Source organism: Leucobacter chromiireducens, from assembly GCF_051993095.1.
Lineage (GTDB): Bacteria > Actinomycetota > Actinomycetes > Actinomycetales > Microbacteriaceae > Leucobacter > Leucobacter chromiireducens.
Genome location: NZ_CP197024.1, coordinates 2,162,803 through 2,185,874, shown reverse-complemented (window position 1 = coordinate 2,185,874; position 23,072 = coordinate 2,162,803). Strand labels below are relative to the sequence as shown.

Here is a 23,072-nt window from a genome sequence, read left to right as displayed (position 1 = left end):
CCGGCTGCGCTGGGCGGGTGGCGCGGGATCCCCGATGCTTTGAGCTTGCCCCGCTAGGATCGGGAACGTGACTGATACCGGATCCCAGGCGAAGCTCGAGCAGCGCTTCACCGACGAGGCGCTCCCGCTGCTGGACCAGCTGTATGGGGCCGCCATGAAGATGACGCGCAACCCGCCGGACGCGCAGGATCTCGTGCAGGAGACCTTCGCGAAAGCGTTTGCGGCGTTCGCGTCGTTCGAAGAGGGAACGAACCTCAAGGCCTGGCTGTACCGGATCATGACGAACGCGTACATCAACACGTACCGGAAGAAGCAGCGCGAGCCGCACCTCGGTGTCGTTGAAGAGCTCGAAGACTGGCAACTGGGCGGCGCTGAATCGACCACGGCCATGTCGTCGCGCTCCGCTGAGGCTGAGGCGATAGACCGCACACCCGACACCGTGGTCACCGATGCGCTGAACGCGCTGCCCGAGGATTTTCGCATGGCGGTCTACCTCGCGGACGTTGAGGGCTTCAGCTACCAGGAGATCGCGGACATCGCTGCGGTGCCGATCGGCACCGTGATGAGCCGGCTTCATCGCGGCCGCGCGCGACTGCGAAAGTCGCTTGGGGAATACGCACGCGAGCAAGGCGTTGGACTCAATACGAAGCCTGCGAAGAAGACCACTGCGGCAACAACAGCGAAGGGAGACGCGTCATGAGCGACTGCGGTTGCGAGAAGGCGAAGGCGAACCTCTACGAGCTGCTCCGCGGTGAGCTGTGTGCGGAGGAGTCCGCGCCGATCCGCGAGCACATCGAGACGTGCGCCGGCTGCCAGAACGAGCAGAGCGTGTGCCTCCGCCTGACCGAGGTCGTCCGTCGTGCCTGCGAGGAAGAGCGCGAGAACGCGGCTCCCGTCGATCTGCGGAACGCGATCCTGCAGGGGCTCCGCGCGGAGTAGCGACCGAGACGCCGGGGTCGATCGACGAAGCGGCGCCAGGTGCGATGACGCTGCCTAGTGCGCGGCGACCGTCACGCCGGCAAGGTTGATGCGCGCGTTTGTGTTGGCGGCGGGGAAGCCTGAGACCTGTCGCGCGATCACGTTCGTCGGGGTGTAGTTGTACAGCCACTTCGCCGGCGCGTCTTGGGCGACGCGTTCCGCCGCCTCAGCGCGAAGCCGGGCGGCCTCCGCCGCATCGGTTGTCGCGGCGGAAGCGGCGAAGCGATCCTGCACGAACGCACTGTCGTACCCGAGGTATGAATCGGGCTTCGCGTAGCTCGCGAGCGTGTCGACCTCCGCGTGATCGACGTAGCTCAGCTGGTAGTCGTGGTTCGTGTAGACCTGCTCGAGCCACGTGGGAAAATCGAGCTGTTGCACGGTGAGCGCGACCCCGACGGCGGAGAACTGGCTCTTCAGAAGATCGAGCGGTGCCGCGTCGTAGTGCGCGGGAACCGCGAGCGTCAGGTTTAAATTCTCTTGCCCTGCTTCGCTGAGCAGCTGCTTCGCCGACGACGGATCGTACGCGTTGATTGCGGTGAGGTCGGCGTAGCCGGGCTCGCCCGCGGAGATGGGGCCGCCGAGCGGCGCACCGTCCCCGTTTTGGGACGCGATGATCGCGTCGGTGTTGATTGCTCGGCTGAGCGCGGTGCGCACCCGCGGATCTGAGAGTGGCGCCTTCGCCGAGTTGAACGCGAGGGTGAACACGTCGGGGCCCGCGGCCCGCGCCAGCGTGAACTCCGGATTTCCCGCGAACTCTTCGCGCAGCGAGGGGAGTAAAGCCGTGTGCACGTCGACCTCGCCCGACTTCAGAGCCTGCACCGCGTCGCGTCCTTGCGTGAGGAAGCGGAACTCGGCCGTGTCGAGGGTGGCGGGCTCGCCCCAGTAGCTGGCGTTTTTGGTGAGGGTCAGGTGATCGCCGCGCTGCCATTCGCCGAGGCGATACGGCCCCGTGCCATTGGCGGTGCTCGTCACGTCTTCGGTGCTGCTCCCAGGATCTTGCGGGCCGGTCTCCTCCGCGCGCACGATGACCCCGGGCGCCCCCGCGAGTGCGCGCATGAGCTCCCGATTCGGCTCGGCGAGCGTGATCTTGACGGTGCGCTTGCCGAGCCGAGCGATCTCCCGGGGCGTGAAGCCGACCTGCTCGGTCGTGAGCGTCTCGCGGAGCGATGCCACGACATCATCCGCGGTGAGGGTGTCGCCCGAGTGAAAACGGACGCCGCGGTGCAGGGTGAAGGTGTATTCGCGGCCGTCGGCGCTCACCTCGGGGAGCGCGGTCGCGAGCACGGGAACGATCTCGGACACTGATCCGGATCGCACCCCAACAAGTCCCTGGTACACGTTGTCGATGAGCAACTGCCCGCTCGCCACCCCGGGGGTGCGTCGCACATCGAGGCTGGTCGGCTCAAGGATCACGCCGATGTGCGCTGCCGCGGTTGCAGCGCCGCTCGGGCGCGCGAGCGCGAACGCCCCCATCCCGATGGCGCCGAGGCCCAGTGCGAGAACCAGCGCTCCGGCAAGGCCGCGGCCGCGCGTGCGACGCCGCGCTCGCGTCGTCGTGCGCGTGCCGGCGCGCTCGTGCGCGGGCACGGCAGCATCGGGCAAAGGGCTTTCAGGCACGGGAGGGACTCCTCAGGTCAAACACGCGGGGTCGCGGCACAACAGACGGCGATTCCACGCGCGGCCCTGCGCGAGCATCGGTGACCGAGACTACGCCGCGGCCCGCACCGACTCCACCTGAGACGAGCCTTGTTGCAGGGTTGTTACCTCGGGCCGCTCTGCGCGGCGGCAGCAGACTCACGCAGCACCGGCGCGACCACCGCGGCAAGCTCGGTCGGTGCGGCCTCGTGCAGATTGTGCGGACCGGACACCGTCGTGACACGAGCATCGGGCAGCTGTTCCTGCCATTCGGCCTCGAGCGCGGGGGAAATCAGGCCGTGCGACGCGCGAACGAGCAGGATCGGAACGTTCACGGTCTGCAGCGACGCCCAGATCGGTGCGTACGGCTGGGGGTCTTCGAGCGCGGGGTCCCCGGGCATCAGCTCCGGCAGGTGCGCGAGGTGGTGCGTCCACTCGAGCCGGCCGTCAGCGCGCGTGCGGGTGTTCAGGGTCACCCCGCGCGTCAGTGCGGTGCGATCGGAGCCAATGCCGAACGCGATGGCGCGGTCGACGATCTCCTCAACGCTCCCGAAGTCGCGCTGCCCGCGAATAAACTCGGTGATGCTGCCAGCGTCGCGCTGCGGTGAGACTTCCGGGGTGATGTCCACGATGACGAGGGCGCGCACGAGCTCAGGCCGGGCCGCGGCAACCAGCGCGGCGGTGAGCCCGCCCAGCGAGTGGCCGAGCAGCACGACCGGCGCGGGGGCGAGCTGTTCGAGTGCCGCCTCGACGTCGCCGGCGAGGTGATCTGGGCGGTAGTCGCCGTCCGCGCGCCAATCGCTGCGCCCGTGGCCGGGCAGGTCCAGGGCGAGCGCGGGCACGCCGAGCGCGAGGAACAAGGGGTCAAAACTGTGCGCGTTGAGCCCGGCGCCGTGCAACGCCACGAGCTCGGGGGGAGATGGGGCATCGAACGACAGCGCGCTCAGTGTGCGCTCCTCGCTCACGCGTGCGGACACCCGAGCGACGGTAGGCAGCGCCGACGTGCGGCCCACGCGTGCTGCGTCGCCCGGGAGGAAGCGGAACTCGGGATCCTGAGCTGCGGTGGTCGTCATGGGCACAGTCTACGAGCCACGTGGTGTCTGTCCCGGGTGAGTGTCAGCGGATGTAGCCGCCGTCGCGCAGCCCGGCTTCCACCTCGAAGCGGTTGTGCAGGGGATCGCGCCCCGCGAGCGCATACAGGAACGGCAGCGCCAGCCCGTAGTGGCGCCACTGCTCGCGGTGCACGAGCTCGTGGCGCAGCACCGCGGGGCGCGTGTTCCGGTCGGTGAGGTAGCACGAGCCCACGCATACCCCGCCGCGGCCAAAGGTCCACTTCGGCATTCCGGTGAACACCCAGAGCCCCTCGTAACGCTCGATCTTGCCGGTGCTCCAAATGAGTCCCCACACAAAGCCGACGGCGGTTGCGTACGCGTGGCCGAGCCGCGCGAAGGGGAGCGGGCGGCGGCTCATGCGGCGCCCCGCGGAAGCGCTGAGGTGAGCGCCCCCAGCACGCGCAGCACGCTCGGCAGGTCTGCCGCGGCGGCGTCGCGGGACGCCGGCGCGAACTCACAGATCGCAGCGCCCGCGAGTGGCACGGCCGCCACCGCTGCGCGAATTCCCGCGGTCAGTTGCGCGAGGGTGAGGCCGAACGGCACGGGTGTGTGCACGGACGCGAACTCGGCCGGGTCGAGGACGTCCAGATCGATGTGCACATAGAGCCGGGTGGCGCCATCGACCGCGGCGACGAGTTGCTCCGCGAAGGCTGCGGGATCCGCGTCTGGGGTGAGCCTGCGAATGCTGCGCGCCTCCGCCTCGGCAAACTCCTCGGGATCGAAGGCGCGAGCGCCTACGAGGTGCACCGAAGCGGACGGGATGGGCTCCGGGAGCGCGAGGTCGGGTGCGCCGTCACCGAGCGCGTGCCTGAGCGTCATCCCCGACGCGGCGCCCGAAGGCGAAGTGCTCGGGTGCTGCAGGTCGGGATGGGCGTCAAACCACAGCACTGCGAGCCGCTCATCTGTGGCGCGCTGCGCGGTCGCGTGCTCGAGCCCCGCGAGGGAAGACGCGCAGTCGCCGCCGAGCAGGATTGGCGTGCCAAATCCGCGCGCCGAACTCGCGGTGATGGCCTCGCGCGCCGCGGCGCGCGCCTGCACGAGGCTGCTGAGTCGCGCGATGGGGGTGCCGAGTGCGTCGCCCGCCTCGAGCGGAACGGGGACGTCGACGCGCGCGCTCGGCGGCAAGTCCTCCCGGAGTAGTTCCGCACCCTCGACGAGGCGCATGGCGCGTGACGAGGGCGAGCCCTGCCACTGCGGGATCACAAGAAATGCTGGCTTGGACACCGGGGACCTCCTGCACGTGCGTGGAATCTCATGGTAATCCCGTGGCGTGTGCGCGTGCCGTGTGTTCGCGCACGGGGGACGCGACGCGCCGGTGGCGTGGTCTCCCGGGCCTAGCCCACCGTCACAAAGTCGATGAGGTGCTCAACGCGGCCAACGAGTTCCGGTTCCAGATCTCGGAAGTTGCGCACGCGACCGCGGATGCGCGACCACGCCTCCGCGATGTCGGCCGGCTCGTCCGACGGCCAGCCGAGGGCGCGGCAGATGCCCGCCTTCCACTCGATCGAGCGGGGGATCACGGGCCACTCGGTGAGCCCCACCCGGGCCGGCTTCACCGCCTGCCAGATGTCGACGAACGGGTGGCCGACGATGAGCACGTGCTGGCCGTGCGGGCCGCGTGCGATCTGCTCGGCAATGCGCGTTTCCTTGCTGCCCTTCACGAGGTGGTCGAGCAGCACCCCGGCGCGACGCTCGGGCCCCGGCCCAAACTCGGCGAGGACGTCCTGCAAATTGTCGGCGCCCTGTAGCAGCTCGACCACGACGCCCTCAACACGCAAGTCGTCGCCCCACACCTGCTCAACGAGTTCGGCGTCGTGTTTGCCCTCGACGAAGATGCGGCTGGGCATTGCCACGCGCGCACGCTGCGGCGCGGTGGCGAACGAGCCGGAGGCGGTGCGCTTGCGGCCTGCGGGCTGCCGCGTCGGCAGCACGAGGCGCACGGGCTCGCCGTCGATGAGGAAACCGTCGCTCAGGGGAAACGCGCGCACCTGGCCACGGAAGTCCTCGAGCTGCACCAGTCCCTCGCGGGCCCCAACCACGGCGCCGCACCACTCGGATTCGCTGTGCTCCACCACCAGGTTCTTGGCGAGCACGACTTCGCGGCGCTGCACGGGCCCGCGGCGGGGTTTCATTCGGGCGAGGGGATCCCCGTCGTAACGTTCGTCGAACACGTCCCCGAGCCTATCGGCCGCGTGTCTGTCGGGAGTGCCTGATAGCGTGCTTCGGTGACCTCCGATGAACGGCAGCCGCGCCGTCGCCTCCGCTCTCTGCTCGTTGATGTCACCCCGCTGCGCGCCAGCCCGGCGTTCGCGAAGCTCTGGGTGGGCACTTCCGTGGCGCAGATCGGCGCGCAGATCACGATCGTCGCGGTGGGGCTGCACGTGTACGCACTGACGCAGTCGACGCTCGCGGTCTCATTCGTTGCGCTGTGGGCGCTCGGCCCCATGATTCTCGCCGGCTTCGTGGGCGGTGCGCTTGCCGACACTTTCGACCGTCGTCTCGTCTCGCTCATCACCGCGCTCATCGCCTGGGGCAGCATCGGCACGATGACGGTGATTGCGTTTCTTGGGGTCTCGGAGACCTGGCCGTACTACCTGCTCGCCGCAGTGAACGCGGCTTCGGCGACGATTCTGGGTGCGACGCGCGGCGCGATCCTGCCCCGCTTGCTCTCGCCGCAGCTCTTGCCCGCTGCCGCGGCGCTCAGTGGCATCACGATGGGGCTCGCGATCACCGTCGGCCCCGCGGTGGCCGGTGTGCTCGTCGCGAGCGTTGGCTTCCCGTGGACGTACCTCCTCGACGCGGTGCTGTTTACCGCCGCCTTCCTCGGCATTCTCAGCCTGCCGTCGATGGTGCCCGAGGGGGAGCGCGCGCGGGTGGGGCTCGGCTCCGTGATCGAAAGTCTGCGCTTCCTGCGTTCGGCGCCGAATGTGCGCGCCACGTTCGTGTGGGATCTCGTGGCGATGACCCTCGGTTCCCCGCGTGTGGTGTTCCCCGCGGCGGGCGCGCTCGTGCTCGGCGGCGGACCCGTGACCGTCGGCGTGCTCACCGCCTCGTTTGCGGTAGGCGCACTGCTCAGCGGACTCTTCTCTGGTCCCCTCGGCGCGGTGCGACGGCAGGGCCGAGCCGTGACGCTCGCCATCGCAGCGTTCGGGGCGTTCACGGCGCTCTTCGGGCTTGTGCTCCTCATCACCGGCATCGTGGGTGGCGGCCGGGCGCCGGACAGCCCCGTGATTCCCGCGATCGTGCTCGGCGGGATCGCGCTCGCCGGCACCGGTGCGGCAGACAACGTGAGCGCCGTGTTCCGCACGACGATCCTGCAAACTGCGGCGCCAGACGATGTGCGTGGGCGCATGCAGGGGCTCTTCTACGTGGTGGTGGCTGGCGGCCCGCGCGTGGGCGACCTCATCGCGGGCGGGCTTGCCACGCTGATCGCGCTCTGGGCGCCGCCACTCCTCGGCGGCCTCGTCATTCTCGGGGTCATGCTCGTGCTCATGCGCACTGCGCGTGGTTTCATGCAGTACGACGGGCTGCACCCCACCCCGTAGCTGCGGCTCGCGCTCGCGCCACCCGCGGCTGCTACGGTGCTGCCATGAGCAATGTTGCCGCGACCCCGAGCTCGGACACCGCCGAGCCCCCTGTCCTCGTGCGGCGCGATGGCGCGATCACGCACATCACGCTGAACCGCCCGCGCGCCATCAACGCGCTCTCGAATGAGATGTTCGGCATCCTCGCTCGCGCGCTTCGCGATGCGCGCGAGAGCACCGGCACTCCGGAAGCGCCCCGCGCAATCGTGCTCGACGGAGCAGGTGAACGCGGCTTTTGCGGTGGCGGCGACATCAAGGAGATCTCCGGCAAGGATCCACGCAGCATCCTGGCGCTCGAGTACGCCGTCGACCACTGGGTGGCGCACTCGCCAATTCCCGTCGTCGCGATCATGGACGGCATCGCCATGGGCGGCGGAATCGGGCTCGGCGGGCACGCCGCGCAGCGAGTCGTGACGGAGCGCAGTCGGCTCGCCATGCCTGAGGCGCGGATTGGGATCGCGCCCGATGTCGGCGGGCACCTGCTCCTCGCGCGTGCGCCCGGCAGGCTCGGCGAACTCCTCGCCATCACCGCCGGCGAATTCGGCGCCGCCGACGCCATCGAACTCGGCTTCGCCGACTGGTTTGTGCCGTCCGAGCGGCTGCCGGAGTTGCGCGCTGCGCTCGCCGCAGGTGAGTCACCGGCAGCCGCGTGCGCGAAGTATGCGGAGACGCCTCCCGAGACGGGCAGCGTCATGGCCGCGGCGGCATGGTGGGATCCGATCGCAGAGTTCGCGCTTGGCCAGCATCACGCCCCCGCAGCAGACGCCCCCGTCACGGGAGACGCCATCGGCGCCGCACTGCGACTGCTTGCGGCGCTTGATGCGAGCCCCGTCCCCGCCGCTGCCGAGGTTGCCGCGACGGTGCGGGGCATGTGCCCGGCATCAATCGTGGTGACGCTCGCGCAGCTGGATCGCACCCGGCGCCTGGGCCTCGATCTCGCGGCGGTGCTCACCGACGATCTGCGGGTGCTCGGCCGGCTCGGCGCTCGTCCCGACTTTGCGGAGGGCGTGCGCGCGCAGGTGATCGACAAGGATCGGAACCCGGCGTGGCGCCCCGCGGCCATCAGCGAGCTCGACCCGGCGGGGGTCGCGGCACTCCTTGATCCCGATCTGCATGCGGGGGAGTGGCCGCTCGATCTCGAGCCTGAGATTTAGACCTCGTCAGGCTGCCAGCCGAGGGTCACGTCGACCCAGCCCTCCGCGCCCGTGAGCTCGACGAGCCGCTCGACGGGGATCTCGACGGCACTCGTCGCGGTTCCCGCCGCGGGAAACACGGTCGCGAAGCGGCGCAGCGAGGCGTCGAGGAACACGCGCGCGCCGGGGGCGGGAGCGAACGGGCAGACGCCACCAATCGGGTAGCCCGTGCGCTCGAGCACGGCCTCGCCCTGTAGCATGCGCGGCTTCGCGCCGAACTCCCGTTTGAACCGGCCGCCGTTGACCCGGGCGTCGCCCGCTGCGACGACCAGCACGGCGCGCTCGGTGTCGTCTGGATCGGTGAAGCCGAGCGTCTTCGCGATGCGGGCGGGCTCGGTGCCGACTTTCTCGGCGGCCAGCTCGACCGTGGCGCTCGATTCGGCGAACTCCAAGATCTCGCCGGTGAAGCCGAGGGATGCGAGGTGTTCGCGCACACGTGTGGTGTTCACAGGGAGGCTTTCGACTGGGTGGTGTGGGGCGGGCCTACTCGTGGGGGTCACCGATGCAGAACTCGTTGCCGTCGGGATCTGCAAACACATCCCAGGAGAAGTCCTGCTCGCCACGCAAGCCGAGGTGGCGCGCGCCCGCGGCGGTCCATTCCGCGACGACGGCTTCACGGTCGACGTCCGCCGAGCGATTGAGGTCGAGGTGCATGCGGTTCTTGCCGGCGGTGGGGTCGGCTACCTTCTGGAAACCGAGCGTCACCGGCACGCCGGGCACGCGCACCATGCTGAACCAGCCCTCCGCGTCGTACACCACCTCGCCGCCCAGTCGCTCGGCCCACCACGCAGAAAGCGTGCGGGGGTCAACCGTGTCGAGCGTGATCATTCCGAGCTCAATCATGAGGGTCCTCTCCGTCGGGGGTGACAGCTCCACGCTAGCGCGCCGGGTACGCTGGTGGGGTGAATGAACGCTGGGATCCGGCCGGCCCCGACCAGGTCTACGAGGGCGACAACCTGCCGATCCTGCGCAGCCTGCCGGGGAGCGCGTTTGCGGCGGTGTACCTCGATCCGCCCTTCAATACGGGACGCTCCCGTCAGGCCGAGCGCGTCCGCGGCGTGCGCGCGGAGGGCGGTCGGCTCGGGTTCCGCGGGCAGGGGTACGACGTGACCCGCGAGATGACCCTCGCGTACGACGACCGATTCGTTGACTACTGGGAGTTTCTCGAACCGCGCCTCGAGGAGGCCTGGCGGGTGCTCTCCCCGGACGGCCTGCTCTACCTGCACCTCGACTACCGTGAGGTGCACTACGCGAAGGTGCTGCTCGACGCGATGTTCGGGCCCGAGTGCTTCATCAACGAGATCATCTGGGCGTACGACTATGGCGCGCGCACCAAGCGGCGCTGGCCCGCGAAGCACGACAACATCCTCGTGTACGCAAAGCTGCCCGATTTCTACTACTTCGATGCGGAAGCGGTGGATCGCGAACCATACATGGCGCCCGGGCTGGTAACGCCGGAACAGGCCGCACGCGGCAAGCTTCCCACCGACACCTGGTGGCACACGATTGTCTCGCCGACGGGCAGTGAGCGCACGGGGTACCCGACGCAGAAACCGGTCGGCATCCTCCGCCGAATCATCCAGGCCTCGACTCGGCCGGGCGATTGGGTGCTCGACGCGTTTGCGGGGAGTGGAACCACGGGAGCGGCGGCGGCGGAGCTGGGGCGCCGCTTCGTGCTCATTGATGACAATCCCGACGCGACCGAAGTTATGCGGCGCCGCTTCGCGGACCGGGAGGTGCGGTTCTCGTGAGTGGCGCGGGCGGTGCGAGCGGTACCTTCCCGGTGCACTTGGATCGGGGTGCGGAGGCGCCGCTGCCGGTGCAGCTTGCGGCGGCGCTGCGCGAGGCGATTGACGCAGCAACCCTGCGCCCGGGGGAGCACATCCCGGCAACACGAGAGCTCGCGCGGCGCTTGGGCGTCGCGCGCGGCGTGGTGGTTGCCGCCTACGAGCAGCTCATCGCCGAGGGGTACCTCGCGGCAACGCACGGGCGCGGCACGATGGTCAACCCCGCGCTCGAGCGCACGGAACCCGCGCAGCGTGCGGCACCCGTACCCCCGAGCGCGGAGCTCTCGGCAACACGCCCGCTCGCGGAGACTGCGCTGGCCGAGCCACTCGCTCCCGGCCAGCCGATCACTGACGCGGTGGTTGGCCCGGCGTGGCGCAGCGCTTGGCGTGCTGCAGCCGCGCAGGTGGATGCGGCACCCCCAGCCCTCGGCGATTCTGCACTGCGCATCGAGATTGCCGATCACCTGCGGCGCATGCGTGGCACCGCGCGCCATGCAGGCGATGTGCTCGTCACCGCGGGCACCCGCGATGGGCTGGGCCTCTTGCTCACCGCGCTCGGCGGCACGCGGGGCCGTGAGCTCGTGGTTGGGGTGGAGGATCCCGGTCTGCCATCGCTCCGGGGCGCCGCGCAGCGGTATGGCGCGCGCATCGTCGCGCTTCCCGCGGATGGTGAGGGCCTCGACACCAGCCGGCTCCCCGACGGCATGCTCGATCTCGTGATCGTTACTCCCAGCCACCAGTACCCGCTCGGCGGCTCGCTGCCCCTGCCGCGACGACGCGCGCTGCTCGCCTGGGCGCGGCGCACGGGCGTCGTGATCGTGGAGGACGACTTCGACTCCGAGCTGCGCTACACAGGCAGTCCGCTCCCGACGCTCGCAGCGCTCGACGATCCCGAGCGCGGGTCTGTCGTGCTGCTCGGGACTTTCTCGCGCACGCTCGCCCCGGGCTTGTCTGCGGGCTACTTGCTCGCACCCGCGGGGCTGCGCGCGCTCATCGAACCGGTGCGACGTGAGCTCGGTGGTCCGGTCTCGGGGGTCGTGCAGGCGGCGCTCGCCACCTACCTCGCGAGTGGCGAGCTGCGGCGGCACACCGCGCGGATGCTGCGGCGGTATGCCGCCCGGCGCGATGCTGTCTCAGAGGTGCTCGCGGGCGCGACGGGCGTGCGCGTGCGTCCCATGGATGGTGGGCTTCACGCGGTGCTCGAGTTCTTGCCGCGGGTGGGCTCATCGAGTGGAGATCGGGATCCGGGTGCGCCGACGCGCGAGGAAGCCGTGCTCGCTGCGGCGCGTGCCGACGGACTCGGCGTGCAGGGCCTGGCGGGCTACTGGCAGCGGGGGGAGCGTGCACCGGGCATGACCGGGCTGGTCGTCGGAATGGGCGGCGCTGATGACGCCGAGTTCGCCCGTGCGCTCGCGCGACTCCGAGCCATCCTCGACGCCAACTAGACGCGAGCCGCGGCGAGGCGTCACAGAGCATCTCCGGTGGCTGCCGTAGACACCTCGGAGGTGAGCTGTTACGCTTGCCGAAGCGTTTCGGCAATGAAAGCGCTTGTTTGGTTTTAAGAATCCAAACGTTTCAGCATTAACGTCGCAGTGGTGCGGCGAACGTGAAATGAGGAATCATGACTGAGAACTCTGCCGGCTCGTTCGACGAGACGATGTGGAATGGACTCCTGCACGGTGGGATCGGCGGAACATTCATGGGTGTTCCGCGAGTGGAGCTGAATCGTGAGGCCATCGTGGCGTCAGGCGCAAAGGCGGTGGTGTACGGGTTCCCCTTCGACGGCACGACAATCAGTCGAAGCGGTGCAAACTACGGCCCACGTGCCATTCGGGAGACTTCGGTTCAGTACACGAACTTTCAAGCGACGTTTGACTTTGACCTATTTGCGCATCTTCCACTCGCAGATGGTGGGGATTGCAACGTGGCGCTGGGCAATACGCCGAAGACGTTCGAGCGTGTCGAGGCTGACATTGCTGAGATTGTTGCCGCGGGGGCGATTCCCGTTGTCTTCGGTGGAGATCATTCGGTGAGCATTCCGGTCGGCAAGGCGGCGAAGAAGCCAGGGACAAGCCCGGGCTGGGTGCAGTTCGATACTCACCTTGACGCGGCGCCGAACGTGGGCGGGGAGGAGCTGAACCACTGCTGCACGATCACGCGTGCGGTCGACAACGGCTATGACCCGGCGAAGATTGTGCTTGTGGGAATCAGCGGCTGGATGAACCCGAAGACGGAACTGAAATACTGCCGAGATCACGGTATCCGAGTCATTTGGCTTGAGGACATCTGGGAGAAGGGCACTCTGTGGGCCGTCGAGCAGATTCTTGAGCGAGTTGGAGAAGAGGGGTTCTACCTGACCTTCGACGTTGATGCGCTCGATGCCGCGTTTGCGCCGGGTACCTGTGCGCCGACGCCGGGCGGAATGACGATCCGAGAAGCGCTTGAGATTGTCCGCGGGATCGCACCCGCTGGACTCGTCGGAGTGGACATTGCGGAACCGGCGCCGTCTCTTGATCACTCCACTCGTACGCAGCTCATTGCGGGGCGCCTCGCACTTGAGGCTCTCGCATTCCATGCGGGCTGCCCGAGTACGCCGGTGTATGTCGGCTAGGTGCTGAAGTGGTCGTGGGGCAGGGCGGACGCGCCTTGCCCCACGGCTTTTTTGTGGCGTCTCGCTAGCTGTAGAGCGAGGGGCGTCGCTGTGTCAGCATGTCGGTGAACGCATCCGCCGGTGCAGCAATCGTGAAATCGACAACGAGGCTTCCTGGTGTGTGCGCATCGAGTGCGCCGAGCATTTCGCCTGTTGGCGATACGGCGCAACTCATGCCGCAGAATGAGTGGCCAGATTCGCTACCGACTCGGTTGGCATAGGCGAGCGGAAGTCGGTTTTCGAGTGCGCGCGCCTGCGCGGCGATGCGGTGATCCCGGTCATGCGGACGCATGTTTGCGGATCCGGCGATCAGGAGCTCTGCCCCGTGTAGGGCAAGTGTTCGAGCGACCTCTGGAAACTCGAGCTCGAAGCAATTGATCACCCCGATCTGCGTGCCGCACAGGGTGATCGTATCGATGCGTTCACCTGCGCGGAAGGCGTCGCGCTCTGTGCCGAACAGGTGCGTCTTGTGAATCGCTTCGAGTGTGCGGCCATCAGTGTCGATGGCGAGGTAAGCGTCAGAGTAGCCGGTGGCGAGCGGTGAGATGAAGCCAACAAGAAGCCCGGTCTGGGTCTCCCGACAGGCTTCCCGAAGGGGGTCGAGGCGCGCGTCGTGCTCAGTCATGGCGAGTTCGTCAAGCTGCCCGGTCTGGTAGCCCGTGAGATAGAGCTCGGGGAACACGATGAGATCGGCGGAAGACCTCACGATTGTTGTGCGCACGTGCTCGATATTGGTTGCCAGGTCGCGCGGGGCGGGGGTCTCCTGCCGGATTTCGACGCGGAGTTGAGTCGGAGACATGGGGGCCCTTTCTGTGAGAGCTGATGAAGGTTGCTAAATCGTTTCAACCATAATACTAGGCTGAATTCGTTATAAAAACAGAGTATTGCTAAAACGTTTCGGCCAAGGTAGCGTGTTCGCAGAACCAAAGGCTCGCGACGTAGCGAGAGTTCTCGGAGGTTCTGGACGGGCGCGTTGAGTTCCGAGGCCACCCCGTCGTTGTTCACGAAGCAAAGGAGTTTCCATGACCGCGACGTCTCCGGTGATGAAGCGTGAGTTCACAATGTTCTCCGCCCTATCGGTCGCTTTCGCTTTTGTTTCGCCCATCGTCGCGCTCTACAGCGTGCTGGGCGTTGGCCTGACAACTTCCGGCCCGGCCTTTATCTGGGGTGGCCTCATTCTCTACGCTGGTCAGTTCATCGTTGTACTCACGCTCGGGGTGCTCGCGTCGAAATGGGCTGACTCTGGTGGAATTTATCAGTGGTCTCGTCGTCTCCTGGGGCATCGTTACGGCTGGTTTGCCTCATGGACCTATATCTGGACCCTGTTGATTACTCTCCCGGCTGTCGCATACGCGGGGGCTGTGCTGATTCCGCCAATCTTCGACATCCCCGCAGCAGATCACGGCCTGGTGACCTGGCTCGCGATCGGGGTTCTCGCGTTCAGCACGCTCGTGAATCTTGCGGGCAGAGTGTTCATCAAGATCTTGATGGTGGGGGTGATCGTAGCCGAGGCCGTTGGGTCGATCGGTGTTGCGGTGTGGCTGCTCTTCTTTGAGCGGCACCAGGGGCTCGAGTATCTGTCGCCAGCGAGCCTCGGTGACTACAGTGGCGCGTTCTTTTCCGCGCCGCTCGTCATGGCGATTGCGTTCTCGAGCTATTTTGCAATCGGGTTTGAGAGCGCGAGCTCCATCGCTGAGGAGGTGAAGCGTCCGAAGCGGGCAGTGCCTCGAGCGATGGTCGTTTCGTTCTTTGCGATCATGATCATCGTTCTACTGAGTACGCTTGCGTTCACGCTCGCGGTACCGAGCGACGCGTTCCTCCAGGACCCAGAGAACGCTGCTGACCCGGCCGTCGCGATCATCGCTGCCACGTTCCCTGAGCCAGTATTCCGAGGTATCTTGGCGCTCTTCGTGATCGCATTCGCTGCGAGTCTCATGACGATCCAGATCACAGTCTCTCGAATCGTGTGGGCAACTGCGCGAAATGGGGAGTTGCCATTCGCTCGCTTCCTGACAAAGCTTTCAGGTGAGACTGGCCTGCCGAGGCGCGCTGTGCTCATCACTGCTGCGATTGCGGTGCTGCTCTTCTTGCCGTTCCAAAGCGAGGGAATTCAGATGGCACTGATCTCGTTCTCGTCGGTTGGGTTCTTCATTTCCTTCTTGTTCCCCGTGCTGGGGCTCGCAGTTGCTCGAATGCGCGGGACCTGGCGCGAAGATCCTTCGCTGTTCCTGGGGCGCGCAGGGAAAGCGGTGAGCGCGCTCGCGCTCGTCTGGCTCGTGTTCCAGGTGGTCAACGTCGCTTGGCCCCGTCCATCGGGTGCGGGATGGGTGACGGACTGGTCCACTGTGATTGGTGTCGCCGCAGTGGGGGTGCTCGGAGTCTTCGTTGAGGCTTGGGTCCATCGGAAGCGACTCCACGCAGCCTCGACTGGATCGACCATTGTGGTGTTCGAGCGCGATGAGTCCGCGGATGACGAGGATGAGCAGGAACCTGACCGGCTGCTGGGGACGAGCACACCGCAGTCTCGTGTTGCTGGGCCTCGCTAGGAAGCGAGAGAAGAATCGCGAACAGTGAGCGTCGCCGGGACAAGTTCTCGGCGGCGTTCGCTTTTCCCCTCGATTGATTCAAGGAGGAGATCAACCGCGATTTCACCCAGGCGAACTGGAGCAAGGTCGAGCGCAGTGATCGGCATCTGGAGCCCGTAGTCGAGGTACCGGCTGTCTGAGAGGCTGAGAATCTGCAGTTCCTGCGGAATCGAAAGCCCAAGCATGTGCGCGCTGCGCTCTGTCGCGTGTGCAAGGGTGTCGAGCGTTGTCAACACCGCATCAAACTTGCGGTCTCCTGCTGCGAGCGCCTTCTGGATGACAGGTTCGGCCTCATCGACACGAGGGCCGGGAGACCGGATGATGACGGGCTCCACTCCAACTGTGCTGCACCAATCAAGGTAGGCCGAGAGTTCATCGCGAACGTAGGAGGAACTTGTTTCACTCAGGAAGAGTGCTGGCCGAGCATCGCGCAGCTCGCTCAGGTGCGCGAGGGCTGAGGTGGTCCCCGTCGCGAAATCATTGTCCACCCAGCTCAGGTCGTCCCCGTTCCGACCGATCGTCACACATGGGAGCCCCGCCTGAAGAGCGGCACCAATGATGGGATCATCCTGGCTGGGGTCGACCACAATAAGCCCGTCCGTGGCGGCGAGGAGGCCACGGGACGGCTCGCCCGAGGGCATCATCGAGAGGAGGAACCCTCGCTGAAACGCCTGTGCGCTCGCGCCGCTCAAGACTCGAAAGTAGTATTCAACATCCCACTCGGGCTGCATGCCGGGGGCTGCTGAGTGTGCGGCCATCGGGGAGACCGTGAGCGCGAGTGACCCGGTTCGCCCTGCATTGAGGTTCTTTGCGAGGCGATTCGCAGAGTACCCGAGTCGATCCGCCGTATCGACCACGTTCTGGCGGGTGGCAGCTGCAACCCGACCCTTCCCGTTGAGCGCTTCAGATGCGGTTGCAACTGAGACGCCCGCCTCGAGAGCGACGTCTTTGATGGTGATCCGGCGAGATTTCATCTGGTGGCTGCTCCGTTCGTGGGGCGATGCGGGGGTGATACCACGGTATCGACGGAGGTCTGAAGGAAGCCGAGGCTCACGGGGGATGGAAGAATGCCGGTGGCCTCTGCGCGAAGCTGCTCGACGCGTTCCGCAACGACGGCCATGATCCCAGGAGCATCCACTGCTGACATGAGGAGCGCCGGCGTTGGAGCGCTCTCGCCTGACGCAATGAGGCGCTGATAGGCGTGCCAGAGCGGAAAGGTTGGAATCCCATTCCTGACATCTGCTGCGGCGTCTTTGCCGAGCTCGGCTGCGTCGCTCTGAATGTCCAGGATGTCGTCGTGGAGTTGGAACGCGAGGCCGAGCAGTCGTCCTGCCTCGTCAAGGCGGTCTGTCTCATGGTCTGGAAGCCCGGCAACGTGCCCGGCAAGCGCAAAAGCGACACCAAAGAGGGCGCCGGTCTTCAGCACGCAGTACCGCTCAATGTCCTGGAGTCGGTCAGGCGCCCAGCCCAGAGACTCCTCAAGGAGCTGACCCTCGTTGAGTGCGAGGTATGCGGCGGAGAGTCTGCTCGCGGCCTCCGCGGATTGGTGGCTTGCGCTCTGGAAAACGAGCCCAAGTAGCGAGTCACCCACGAGAATTGCGGTGCCAGCGCTGGTGGCCAAATGAAGCGTTGCCTTGCCGCGACGCTGGGATGAAGCATCAATAATGTCGTCGTGGACGAGAGATGAGGTGTGGAGCAACTCGATCGCTGCTCCGATTTCAACGAGCGCTGCATCGTCTGTGGCGCCGTAGGCGAGTGCGGCGGCGAGAAATGCTCGCGCGCGAACGTGTTTGCCGCCACCGAGCGAGGTGAGTTGAGCCGGTGAACGGATCGCCCATTCGTGCGTGCCGAACTCGGACGCGAGAAGCGACTCAATATGAAGGCGGACGTCGCTGAGGAGCGTGTCCAGCTCCTCGGGGCTGCGGGGGAGCAGTCCGTTTGTGTGGGGGTGTGGCACGTGCGGCGGCTCCCTCGATGCGGTGACGTGTGATCTCCTCCCTCAGCGTAGGCCTGACGGGAGCTCCTGCCAAATCGATTCAGCAACCTCAGTGTGCGGCGTGTCCCGTGTGGAAAGGGTGCAGATCAACGACGCGGGCTATTCTTGTCGGCGTGAGCGTTGACGATCTTTCGGCGAGTATGCAGAACTACCTCAAGGTGATTTGGGGGCTGCAGGAGTGGTCAGACGCGCCCGTTTCGAACTCGGCCATCGCGGAGTCTGCCGGGGTGCGACTGTCGACCGTGTCGGATGCGCTGCGCAAGCTCTCTGAGCTCGAACTCATCAGCCACGTGCGCTATGGCAGCGTGACGCTGACCGATCTGGGGCGTGAGCACGCGGTCTCAATGATCCGTCGTCACCGCCTCCTGGAGACTTACCTGGTGCAGGCGCTCGGCTATGAATGGGACGAAGTGCACGCCGAGGCGGACCGCCTGGAGCATGCGGTCTCTGACGAGCTGATTCACCGCGTTGATCGTGCGCTGGGCTACCCGACGCGCGACCCGCACGGTGATCCGATTCCGAGCGCTGACGGTCGCGTACACCGTCCCGATGCCATCATCCTCGCCAAGGTGCCTGCGCCGAACCGCGTGCGCGTGGAGCGCATCTCGGATTCGGATACCGCCATGCTGCAGTACTTTGCCAGCCGCGGTCTGGTCGTGGACGCCGAGCTTGAAGTGCTCCCCGGCGAGCCGTACTCGGAGACGGTGACGGTGCGCGTGGGTGGCGCGAGCGAGCCCGTGAGTCTCGGGCCAGCAGCCGCGGCTGCCATGTGGGTCTCGCTGCAGAGCGAGGCGGCGTAGCCGAGAACCCCCGACCCCGCCGCCGCCCCGAGTGGGCGCCTAGTTTTTCGGCGCCGGATCCTTCGCGAATTTCAGGCCGATCACGCAGCCCACAATGCCGGCGAGGAATACGAGCTTCAACACCGACGGTGTCTCGAGCCCCATGACGAACGATGCTGCGACCGTGAGCGCGGCGCCGAGGCCCGTCCAGATCGCGTAGGCAACGCTGACGGGCAGGCCACGCATCGCGTAGCCGAGGCCGAATAGGCTGATCGGGTTCGCGATGAAGAACACGATCGACGGCATGAGCTCGCTGAAGCCGTGTGACTCCTTGAGTGCGAGCGCCCAGACCGCCTCGAGTACGGCGCTCAGGAACAGGATCACCCAGTGGCGCGTGGACGCGGTCTTCGCCTCGGGCGCGGCCGCCGCGGCGGGGGCGTGGGCGGTCACCGGCGTAGGAGAGATGTACTCAGCCATGGTTAGCTCACCGCCTTGAGGCCCACCACGCAGGCGATGAGGCCAGCGAGCAGTGCGACGCGCAGCACGGTGGCGCGGTCCTTCTTCGTGAGCATGGCCCACGCGGCGGTCAACACCGCACCGATCCCGACCCACACGGCATAGGCGGTGCCAACGGGAATCACGCTCATGGCGTAGGCGAGGCCAGCCATGCTGGCGAGGTATGAAGCGAGGAAGGTGACGGTGGGCCACAGCTTCCGGAAGCCCTTCGAGGCGTCGAGTGCGGTCGCCCAGACCGCCTCCAACATGCCGCTCAGGATCAACGCAATCCATGCGAGGGTCACAATGACATCTCTCTGGCAGTCGTCAGTGTGCGGGTACTGCTCCCTCGTCCGCACCCCTGCGTCGGGGTCATTTCCAGTTTCGCACACTCGCTTTCGTTTCGTGCCCAGCTCCTGCACAGGGATCAGATCGGGATCGGGTCTCGCCGTGTTCCGGCGGTCGCGCGGGAGGCTGTGGGACGTGCGCCTGTGCGCGTCTGCGTCAACCCGCGGCCCAACACTGTGCCCGAGATGCTACGCGAGCGCCGCCCGATCCTGGATAATGGACGTGTGCCCACGCGGGCGCGCGAGAGGAGCACAGTGTTCGGCTGGTCGAAGAAGCGCAAACGCGGCGGTGCGCGCCCGTTGCGACGGCTGCCGAAGCGGGTGCTTGCCCCCGTCGAGGAGATCGTGGAGCAGGGGCTGCTCGTCGCCGATGTTGCGGTCCGCATGACGGTGAAGAACGCGATCATCATGAACGCGTTGCAAAAGCACGTCGACTACGACGAGGCGCAGATCATTGAGATGGTGCGCACGGCGACAGAGGATCTGGCCGCGGAGCGTGAGCGAGATGCGCGACACATTGCGCGCATGCGCGGCGAGATTCGTGACACTGGGCGCAGCTCCTGGAGCGAATCGGACTACGGCAACGACGACAACCGCACGCTCAAGCACCGCCAAGAGGTGTACGAGCAGGTTGCGGCCGAGTTGCACGCCCGCGCGGCCGACGAGGAGTCGTTGCGTGCAACCGCGGAGCGCGCACGCTCGATGGCGTGGGATGAGATTGGTGATTCGCTCAAGGAGCGCGCGACTCACCCCTACTACAGTGGTGGCGACTCGGAGGAGTACCGCGATGCGCGCGACAGCCGCATTCAGCAGCTCATTGAGAAAGACTTGACGGCGCTCATTCAGGAGCACGTGGCAGAAGCTCCGGGTGGCAAGCAGGATCGACCGCGCCTCTTTAAGCGCAAGGATCGCACCAGTTCCTAGTTCGTGCCCTGCCGCGTGTACGGCCGCGGCGTGACGCCCCTCTCAGAAACGAGAGGGGCGTCTTTTGTGTGCGCAGGGACGGGGTGCAGCGTGCGCGGTATTCGGTGTTGCTATGTACCGGTACTCGGTGTTACTGTGTAGTGGTAGTTAGTGACGCTGAGTAGGAGGCGCCGTGGCAAACCAGATGACCGAGATGCTGAAGGGCACGCTCGAGGGCATCGTGCTCGCGATCTTGTCGGGCAACCCAACGTACGGGTACGAGATCACCGCGCGACTGCGCGGCGCCGGCTTTCCCGACATCGCAGAAGGCACGGTGTACGCGCTCCTCGTGCGCATCGAGCGGCGGGGGCTCGTTGATGTGGAGAAGGTGACCTCCGAGAAAGGGCCGCCCCGCAAGGTCTATGCGTTGTCGGCCGCGGGGGAAACCCAGCTCGCAGAGTTCTGGGAGACCTGGGACAGCCTCTCCGCCCGCATCACCGCGCTTCGCGCGAACACCACCACCCACACCACCGCTGAAGGAGCCTAATCATGGCCGCAAAATGGATCGAGACTCTCACCGGGTCTCTCGAGCAGAAGAAGCAGTACCGCGCCGACATGGCGCGGGTGGACGCGCTGCCGGAGCCGTACCGGGCGACCGCTCTGGCGCTCCAGCGCTACTTCACCTACTACGCCGGGATCTCCGAGAGCGAGACACTCGTCGCCATGCTGTCGGACCACGTCGACCTCTGGGAGCGCGCAGCGATTGATGGCACACCGGTGCGCGATGTACTCGGCGAGGATCCGGTGACGTTTGCCGAGGAGTTCGCACTCGCATACCGGGGCAAAGAATGGATCGACAAGGAGCGGGCGCGGCTGCGCGCGTCGGTTGCGACGGCGCTCGGTGAGGATGCTGGCACCCCAGAGGTGCGCCATGAGTGACTCCTGGCCACCGCAGTCCGGTGCTGGCGCGCTGGCGGCCCGGCCGTCGGCGGTGAGTCTGCCCGCACTCCGCATCCGCGGGATCGAGAAGTCGTTCGGAGAACTCCCCGTGCTCCGGGGCGTGGACCTCGACGTCGCGCAGGGCACCGTGTGCGCGCTCCTCGGTTCCAATGGTGCGGGCAAAACCACGCTTGTGCGCATCCTTGCGACGCTGCTCCGCGCGGACGGTGGCACCGCTCACGTCGGCGGCTTCGACGTTGGCGCACAGCCCGCCGACGTGCGCCGCGCGATCAGCCTCACTGGTCAGTTCGCCGCAATCGACGAGGTGCTCACGGGACGAGAAAACCTCGTGCTCGTTGCCCGGCTGCGGCATCTGCCTCAGCCGTACGACATTGCCGATGCACTCCTGGAACGGTTCTCGCTCACCGAAGCGGGTGGCCGGCGCGCGGCCACCTACTCGGGCGGAATGCGGCGGCGCCTTGACATTGCGATGAGTCTGGTGGGGGAGCCCTCCATTGTGTTTCTCGACGAGCCGACCACGGGCCTCGACCCGCAGGCGCGCATCGAGGTGTGGAACATGATTGCCGAGCTCGCCCGCGGCGGCACGACCGTGCTCCTCACCACCCAGTACCTCGAGGAGGCCGAGCGGCTCGCGGATCGCATTGCGATCCTGCACGAGGGCACGATCATCCAGGAGGGCACGCTCAGCGAGCTCCAGCGACTGCTTCCCGCGCCGACGCGCGAACTCGTCGAGCAGCGCCCGTCGCTGGAGGACGTATTCCTCGCGCTGATTGGGGCTCCGGGCGCCAGCTCACACGCCAGTGACACGGACTCGCACGGAAAGGAAGACCAATGACCTCCCACGCACTCAGCGATACGCGGGTGCTGACCGGCCGATCGCTGCGACACATCGTGCGCAGCCCCGACACGATCATCACCACCGCGGTCACCCCGATCGCGCTCATGCTGCTCTTCGTCTACGTGCTGGGTGGGGCGATCCACACCGGCTCCGACGAGTCCTACATCACCTACATGCTCCCGGGCATTCTGCTCATCACGATCGCGTCGGGTGTTGCCTACACTGCCTACCGGCTCTTCCTTGACATGCAGGGTGGCATCTTTGAGCGGTTCCAGTCGATGCCGATTGCGCGCTCCAGTGTGCTGTGGGCACACGTGCTCACCTCGCTTGCCGCGAACCTCGTCTCCGTCGCGCTCGTGATCGGCGTCGCGCTGCTGCTCGGCTTTCGCACCGGGGCCACGGCGGGGGCCTGGCTCGCGATCGCCGGAATCCTCGTCCTGTTCACACTCGCGCTCACGTGGGTCGCGGTGATCGCCGGGCTGTCGGCGAAGACCGTGGACGGAGCGAGCGCGTTCAGCTACCCGCTGATCTTCCTGCCATTCATTAGCTCAGCGTTCGTCCCTACAGCGTCGATGCCCGGGCCGGTGGCCTGGTTTGCCGAACACCAGCCGGTCACGTCGATTGTCGACACGATTCGGGCACTCGTGACGGGCGCCCCGGTCGGCGCCGAGATCTGGGTCGCGCTGGCGTGGCTCATCGCGATTCTCGCGGTGGCGTATGCGAGTGCCATCGCAATCTATCGGAAGCGCATCCGGTAATCAGCGCCCCGTGCGCTCCGCCCACCGCGACCCCGCTGCGGGCTGGGCACGCGCTACGTGACGGCGCCGGCCTGCTCGAGGAGCTCCGGGTGGCGTTTCAGATAGCCGTCGATGAACCAGCACGACGCGAGTACCCGTCGCCCGCGCACGATGTCATCGGTCACGGCGCGATGCGCGAGCAGACCGGAAAGCCCCGTACCGCGGTACGCATCGTCGACGAGGGTGCTGTCAAAGTTGATGGTGCCCGCGCTGTTCGAGTCTGCGGCACCCCCGGCGAGCGGCTCGCCGCTGAGCGTGTAGTGCGCGTAGCCGATGGAGCGCACCGGCTCGCCTTCGACGGTGTGCGTGATGATGAATCCCGAGTTCTCCGGGTCGTGCACGATGAGAAAGCCATCGACAGCAGCCTGGTCTTCGGTGAGATATCTGGCCATGTGCTCAGCCTAACTTCGGGGTGGGGAGAACGCACGAGATA

Annotated in this window: 27 protein-coding genes; 14 read left to right on the top strand and 13 right to left on the bottom strand. The window is 66.8% G+C overall.

Going from position 1 to position 23,072, the window contains the following annotated elements; translation table 11 throughout:
* Window positions 1-67 precede the first annotated feature (67 nt).
* Window positions 68-700, top strand: a complete 633-nt coding sequence (locus ACR81A_RS09780) for a sigma-70 family RNA polymerase sigma factor (RefSeq protein ID WP_202381285.1) — start codon at window positions 68-70, stop codon at window positions 698-700.
* On the top strand, window positions 697-939 hold the full coding sequence (locus ACR81A_RS09775) for a zf-HC2 domain-containing protein (RefSeq protein ID WP_202381286.1): 243 nt from the start codon (window positions 697-699) through the stop codon (window positions 937-939). The genes ACR81A_RS09780 and ACR81A_RS09775 overlap by 4 nt, the downstream gene beginning before the upstream one ends.
* A 54-nt stretch (window positions 940-993) precedes the next feature.
* On the opposite strand, the gene ACR81A_RS09770 is transcribed toward ACR81A_RS09775, so the two are convergent.
* The 5 genes from ACR81A_RS09770 to ACR81A_RS09750 all read right to left on the bottom strand — a co-directional run bounded on the left by ACR81A_RS09770 (window position 994) and on the right by ACR81A_RS09750 (window position 5,896).
* A complete protein-coding gene (locus ACR81A_RS09770; RefSeq protein ID WP_202381287.1) occupies window positions 994-2,595 on the bottom strand; it encodes an ABC transporter substrate-binding protein in 1,602 nt (533 codons plus the stop codon).
* Between the two features lie 143 nt (window positions 2,596-2,738).
* Window positions 2,739-3,686, bottom strand: coding sequence for an alpha/beta fold hydrolase (locus tag ACR81A_RS09765; RefSeq protein ID WP_202381288.1), 948 nt, complete (start codon window positions 3,684-3,686; stop codon window positions 2,739-2,741).
* Window positions 3,687-3,729: 43 nt separating this feature from the next.
* Window positions 3,730-4,083 (bottom strand): Fe-S oxidoreductase, encoded by a 354-nt coding sequence (locus ACR81A_RS09760; protein WP_440311702.1) that lies wholly within the window; start codon window positions 4,081-4,083, stop codon window positions 3,730-3,732.
* The gene (locus ACR81A_RS09755) at window positions 4,080-4,949 is read right to left on the bottom strand and encodes an arginase family protein (RefSeq protein ID WP_337248897.1); all 870 of its coding nucleotides are present in this window, start codon (window positions 4,947-4,949) and stop codon (window positions 4,080-4,082) included. Before ACR81A_RS09755 ends, ACR81A_RS09760 begins: the two co-directional genes overlap by 4 nt.
* A gap of 110 nt (window positions 4,950-5,059) precedes the next feature.
* A complete protein-coding gene (locus tag ACR81A_RS09750; RefSeq protein WP_202381290.1) occupies window positions 5,060-5,896 on the bottom strand; it encodes a DUF3097 family protein in 837 nt (278 codons plus the stop codon).
* Between the two features lie 54 nt (window positions 5,897-5,950).
* Here ACR81A_RS09750 and ACR81A_RS09745 point away from each other — a divergent pair, with 54 nt between their 5' ends.
* Complete coding sequence (locus ACR81A_RS09745) at window positions 5,951-7,270, top strand: MFS transporter (RefSeq protein ID WP_440311701.1); 1,320 nt, start codon at window positions 5,951-5,953, stop codon at window positions 7,268-7,270.
* A 44-nt stretch (window positions 7,271-7,314) separates the two neighbouring features.
* Window positions 7,315-8,463 carry an enoyl-CoA hydratase/isomerase family protein gene (locus ACR81A_RS09740; RefSeq protein WP_440311700.1) on the top strand — a complete coding sequence of 383 codons (1,149 nt, stop codon included), beginning with the start codon at window positions 7,315-7,317 and terminating at the stop codon, window positions 8,461-8,463.
* Here the strand turns inward: ACR81A_RS09740 and ACR81A_RS09735 are convergent.
* Complete coding sequence (locus ACR81A_RS09735) at window positions 8,460-8,951, bottom strand: YbaK/EbsC family protein (RefSeq protein WP_440311699.1); 492 nt, start codon at window positions 8,949-8,951, stop codon at window positions 8,460-8,462. The two genes, ACR81A_RS09740 and ACR81A_RS09735, sit on opposite strands and share 4 nt — an antisense overlap.
* Before the next feature lie 34 nt (window positions 8,952-8,985).
* Window positions 8,986-9,345: a VOC family protein gene (locus ACR81A_RS09730; protein WP_440311698.1), complete on the bottom strand. Its 360-nt coding sequence runs from the start codon at window positions 9,343-9,345 to the stop codon at window positions 8,986-8,988.
* Between the two features lie 59 nt (window positions 9,346-9,404).
* Between ACR81A_RS09730 and ACR81A_RS09725 the strand changes: the two genes are divergently transcribed.
* The 3 genes from ACR81A_RS09725 (at window position 9,405) to speB (ending at window position 12,900) form a co-directional block, all read left to right on the top strand.
* Window positions 9,405-10,253, top strand: a complete 849-nt coding sequence (locus ACR81A_RS09725) for a DNA-methyltransferase (RefSeq protein WP_440311697.1) — start codon at window positions 9,405-9,407, stop codon at window positions 10,251-10,253.
* Entirely contained in the window at window positions 10,250-11,734 is a 1,485-nt protein-coding gene (gene pdxR, locus ACR81A_RS09720; protein WP_440311696.1) for a MocR-like pyridoxine biosynthesis transcription factor PdxR, read from the top strand. Before ACR81A_RS09725 ends, pdxR begins: the two co-directional genes overlap by 4 nt.
* Window positions 11,735-11,910: 176 nt before the next feature.
* Window positions 11,911-12,900 (top strand): agmatinase, encoded by a 990-nt coding sequence (gene speB / locus ACR81A_RS09715; RefSeq protein WP_440311695.1) that lies wholly within the window; start codon window positions 11,911-11,913, stop codon window positions 12,898-12,900.
* A 64-nt stretch (window positions 12,901-12,964) separates the two neighbouring features.
* On the opposite strand, the gene ACR81A_RS09710 is transcribed toward speB, so the two are convergent.
* Window positions 12,965-13,738: a nitrilase-related carbon-nitrogen hydrolase gene (locus ACR81A_RS09710; protein WP_440311694.1), complete on the bottom strand. Its 774-nt coding sequence runs from the start codon at window positions 13,736-13,738 to the stop codon at window positions 12,965-12,967.
* 223 nt (window positions 13,739-13,961) lie between these two features.
* On the opposite strand from ACR81A_RS09710, the gene ACR81A_RS09705 reads away from it, so the two are divergent.
* The gene (locus ACR81A_RS09705; RefSeq protein WP_237462245.1) at window positions 13,962-15,485 is read left to right on the top strand and encodes an APC family permease; all 1,524 of its coding nucleotides are present in this window, start codon (window positions 13,962-13,964) and stop codon (window positions 15,483-15,485) included.
* Here ACR81A_RS09705 and ACR81A_RS09700 read toward each other — a convergent pair.
* Both ACR81A_RS09700 and ACR81A_RS09695 read right to left on the bottom strand, forming a co-directional pair.
* Window positions 15,482-16,498: a LacI family DNA-binding transcriptional regulator gene (locus ACR81A_RS09700; RefSeq protein WP_202381298.1), complete on the bottom strand. Its 1,017-nt coding sequence runs from the start codon at window positions 16,496-16,498 to the stop codon at window positions 15,482-15,484. The two genes, ACR81A_RS09705 and ACR81A_RS09700, sit on opposite strands and share 4 nt — an antisense overlap.
* Window positions 16,495-17,481 (bottom strand): polyprenyl synthetase family protein, encoded by a 987-nt coding sequence (locus ACR81A_RS09695; protein ID WP_440311693.1) that lies wholly within the window; start codon window positions 17,479-17,481, stop codon window positions 16,495-16,497. Before ACR81A_RS09695 ends, ACR81A_RS09700 begins: the two co-directional genes overlap by 4 nt.
* Before the next feature lie 152 nt (window positions 17,482-17,633).
* Between ACR81A_RS09695 and ACR81A_RS09690 the strand changes: the two genes are divergently transcribed.
* Window positions 17,634-18,320 carry an iron dependent repressor, metal binding and dimerization domain protein gene (locus ACR81A_RS09690; RefSeq protein ID WP_202381300.1) on the top strand — a complete coding sequence of 229 codons (687 nt, stop codon included), beginning with the start codon at window positions 17,634-17,636 and terminating at the stop codon, window positions 18,318-18,320.
* A gap of 39 nt (window positions 18,321-18,359) precedes the next feature.
* Here ACR81A_RS09690 and ACR81A_RS09685 read toward each other — a convergent pair whose 3' ends face one another.
* Window positions 18,360-18,776: a DMT family transporter gene (locus tag ACR81A_RS09685; protein ID WP_440311692.1), complete on the bottom strand. Its 417-nt coding sequence runs from the start codon at window positions 18,774-18,776 to the stop codon at window positions 18,360-18,362.
* Between the two features lie 2 nt (window positions 18,777-18,778).
* Entirely contained in the window at window positions 18,779-19,099 is a 321-nt protein-coding gene (locus ACR81A_RS09680) for an SMR family transporter (protein ID WP_202381302.1), read from the bottom strand.
* A gap of 297 nt (window positions 19,100-19,396) precedes the next feature.
* Between ACR81A_RS09680 and ACR81A_RS09675 the strand changes: the two genes are divergently transcribed.
* The 5 genes from ACR81A_RS09675 (at window position 19,397) to ACR81A_RS09655 (ending at window position 22,600) form a co-directional block, all read left to right on the top strand.
* Window positions 19,397-20,065, top strand: a complete 669-nt coding sequence (locus ACR81A_RS09675) for an asparagine synthase (protein WP_202381303.1) — start codon at window positions 19,397-19,399, stop codon at window positions 20,063-20,065.
* Between the two features lie 172 nt (window positions 20,066-20,237).
* A complete protein-coding gene (locus ACR81A_RS09670; protein ID WP_440311691.1) occupies window positions 20,238-20,591 on the top strand; it encodes a PadR family transcriptional regulator in 354 nt (117 codons plus the stop codon).
* Window positions 20,592-20,593: 2 nt separating this feature from the next.
* A complete protein-coding gene (locus ACR81A_RS09665) occupies window positions 20,594-20,983 on the top strand; it encodes a DUF1048 domain-containing protein (protein ID WP_440311690.1) in 390 nt (129 codons plus the stop codon).
* Entirely contained in the window at window positions 20,976-21,839 is an 864-nt protein-coding gene (locus tag ACR81A_RS09660; protein ID WP_440311689.1) for an ABC transporter ATP-binding protein, read from the top strand. The genes ACR81A_RS09665 and ACR81A_RS09660 overlap by 8 nt, the downstream gene beginning before the upstream one ends.
* Entirely contained in the window at window positions 21,836-22,600 is a 765-nt protein-coding gene (locus ACR81A_RS09655) for an ABC transporter permease (protein WP_202381306.1), read from the top strand. Before ACR81A_RS09660 ends, ACR81A_RS09655 begins: the two co-directional genes overlap by 4 nt.
* Window positions 22,601-22,653: 53 nt before the next feature.
* Here the strand turns inward: ACR81A_RS09655 and ACR81A_RS09650 are convergent, their stop codons facing one another.
* Complete coding sequence (locus ACR81A_RS09650) at window positions 22,654-23,031, bottom strand: GNAT family N-acetyltransferase (protein ID WP_202381307.1); 378 nt, start codon at window positions 23,029-23,031, stop codon at window positions 22,654-22,656.
* Between the last annotated feature and the right edge of the window lie 41 nt (window positions 23,032-23,072).

Coding starts and splice junctions, on each gene's coding strand:
- ACR81A_RS09775 (WP_202381286.1), top strand. CDS start 697: ATGAGCGACTGCGGTTGCGAGAAGGCGAAGGCGAACCTCTACGAGCTG.
- ACR81A_RS09765 (WP_202381288.1), bottom strand. CDS start 3,686: ATGACGACCACCGCAGCTCAGGATCCCGAGTTCCGCTTCCTCCCGGGC.
- ACR81A_RS09760 (WP_440311702.1), bottom strand. CDS start 4,083: ATGAGCCGCCGCCCGCTCCCCTTCGCGCGGCTCGGCCACGCGTACGCA.
- ACR81A_RS09740 (WP_440311700.1), top strand. CDS start 7,315: ATGAGCAATGTTGCCGCGACCCCGAGCTCGGACACCGCCGAGCCCCCT.
- ACR81A_RS09730 (WP_440311698.1), bottom strand. CDS start 9,345: ATGATTGAGCTCGGAATGATCACGCTCGACACGGTTGACCCCCGCACG.
- speB (WP_440311695.1), top strand. CDS start 11,911: ATGACTGAGAACTCTGCCGGCTCGTTCGACGAGACGATGTGGAATGGA.
- ACR81A_RS09710 (WP_440311694.1), bottom strand. CDS start 13,738: ATGTCTCCGACTCAACTCCGCGTCGAAATCCGGCAGGAGACCCCCGCC.
- ACR81A_RS09705 (WP_237462245.1), top strand. CDS start 13,962: ATGACCGCGACGTCTCCGGTGATGAAGCGTGAGTTCACAATGTTCTCC.
- ACR81A_RS09700 (WP_202381298.1), bottom strand. CDS start 16,498: ATGAAATCTCGCCGGATCACCATCAAAGACGTCGCTCTCGAGGCGGGC.
- ACR81A_RS09685 (WP_440311692.1), bottom strand. CDS start 18,776: ATGGCTGAGTACATCTCTCCTACGCCGGTGACCGCCCACGCCCCCGCC.
- ACR81A_RS09665 (WP_440311690.1), top strand. CDS start 20,594: ATGGCCGCAAAATGGATCGAGACTCTCACCGGGTCTCTCGAGCAGAAG.
- ACR81A_RS09660 (WP_440311689.1), top strand. CDS start 20,976: ATGAGTGACTCCTGGCCACCGCAGTCCGGTGCTGGCGCGCTGGCGGCC.
- ACR81A_RS09655 (WP_202381306.1), top strand. CDS start 21,836: ATGACCTCCCACGCACTCAGCGATACGCGGGTGCTGACCGGCCGATCG.
- ACR81A_RS09650 (WP_202381307.1), bottom strand. CDS start 23,031: ATGGCCAGATATCTCACCGAAGACCAGGCTGCTGTCGATGGCTTTCTC.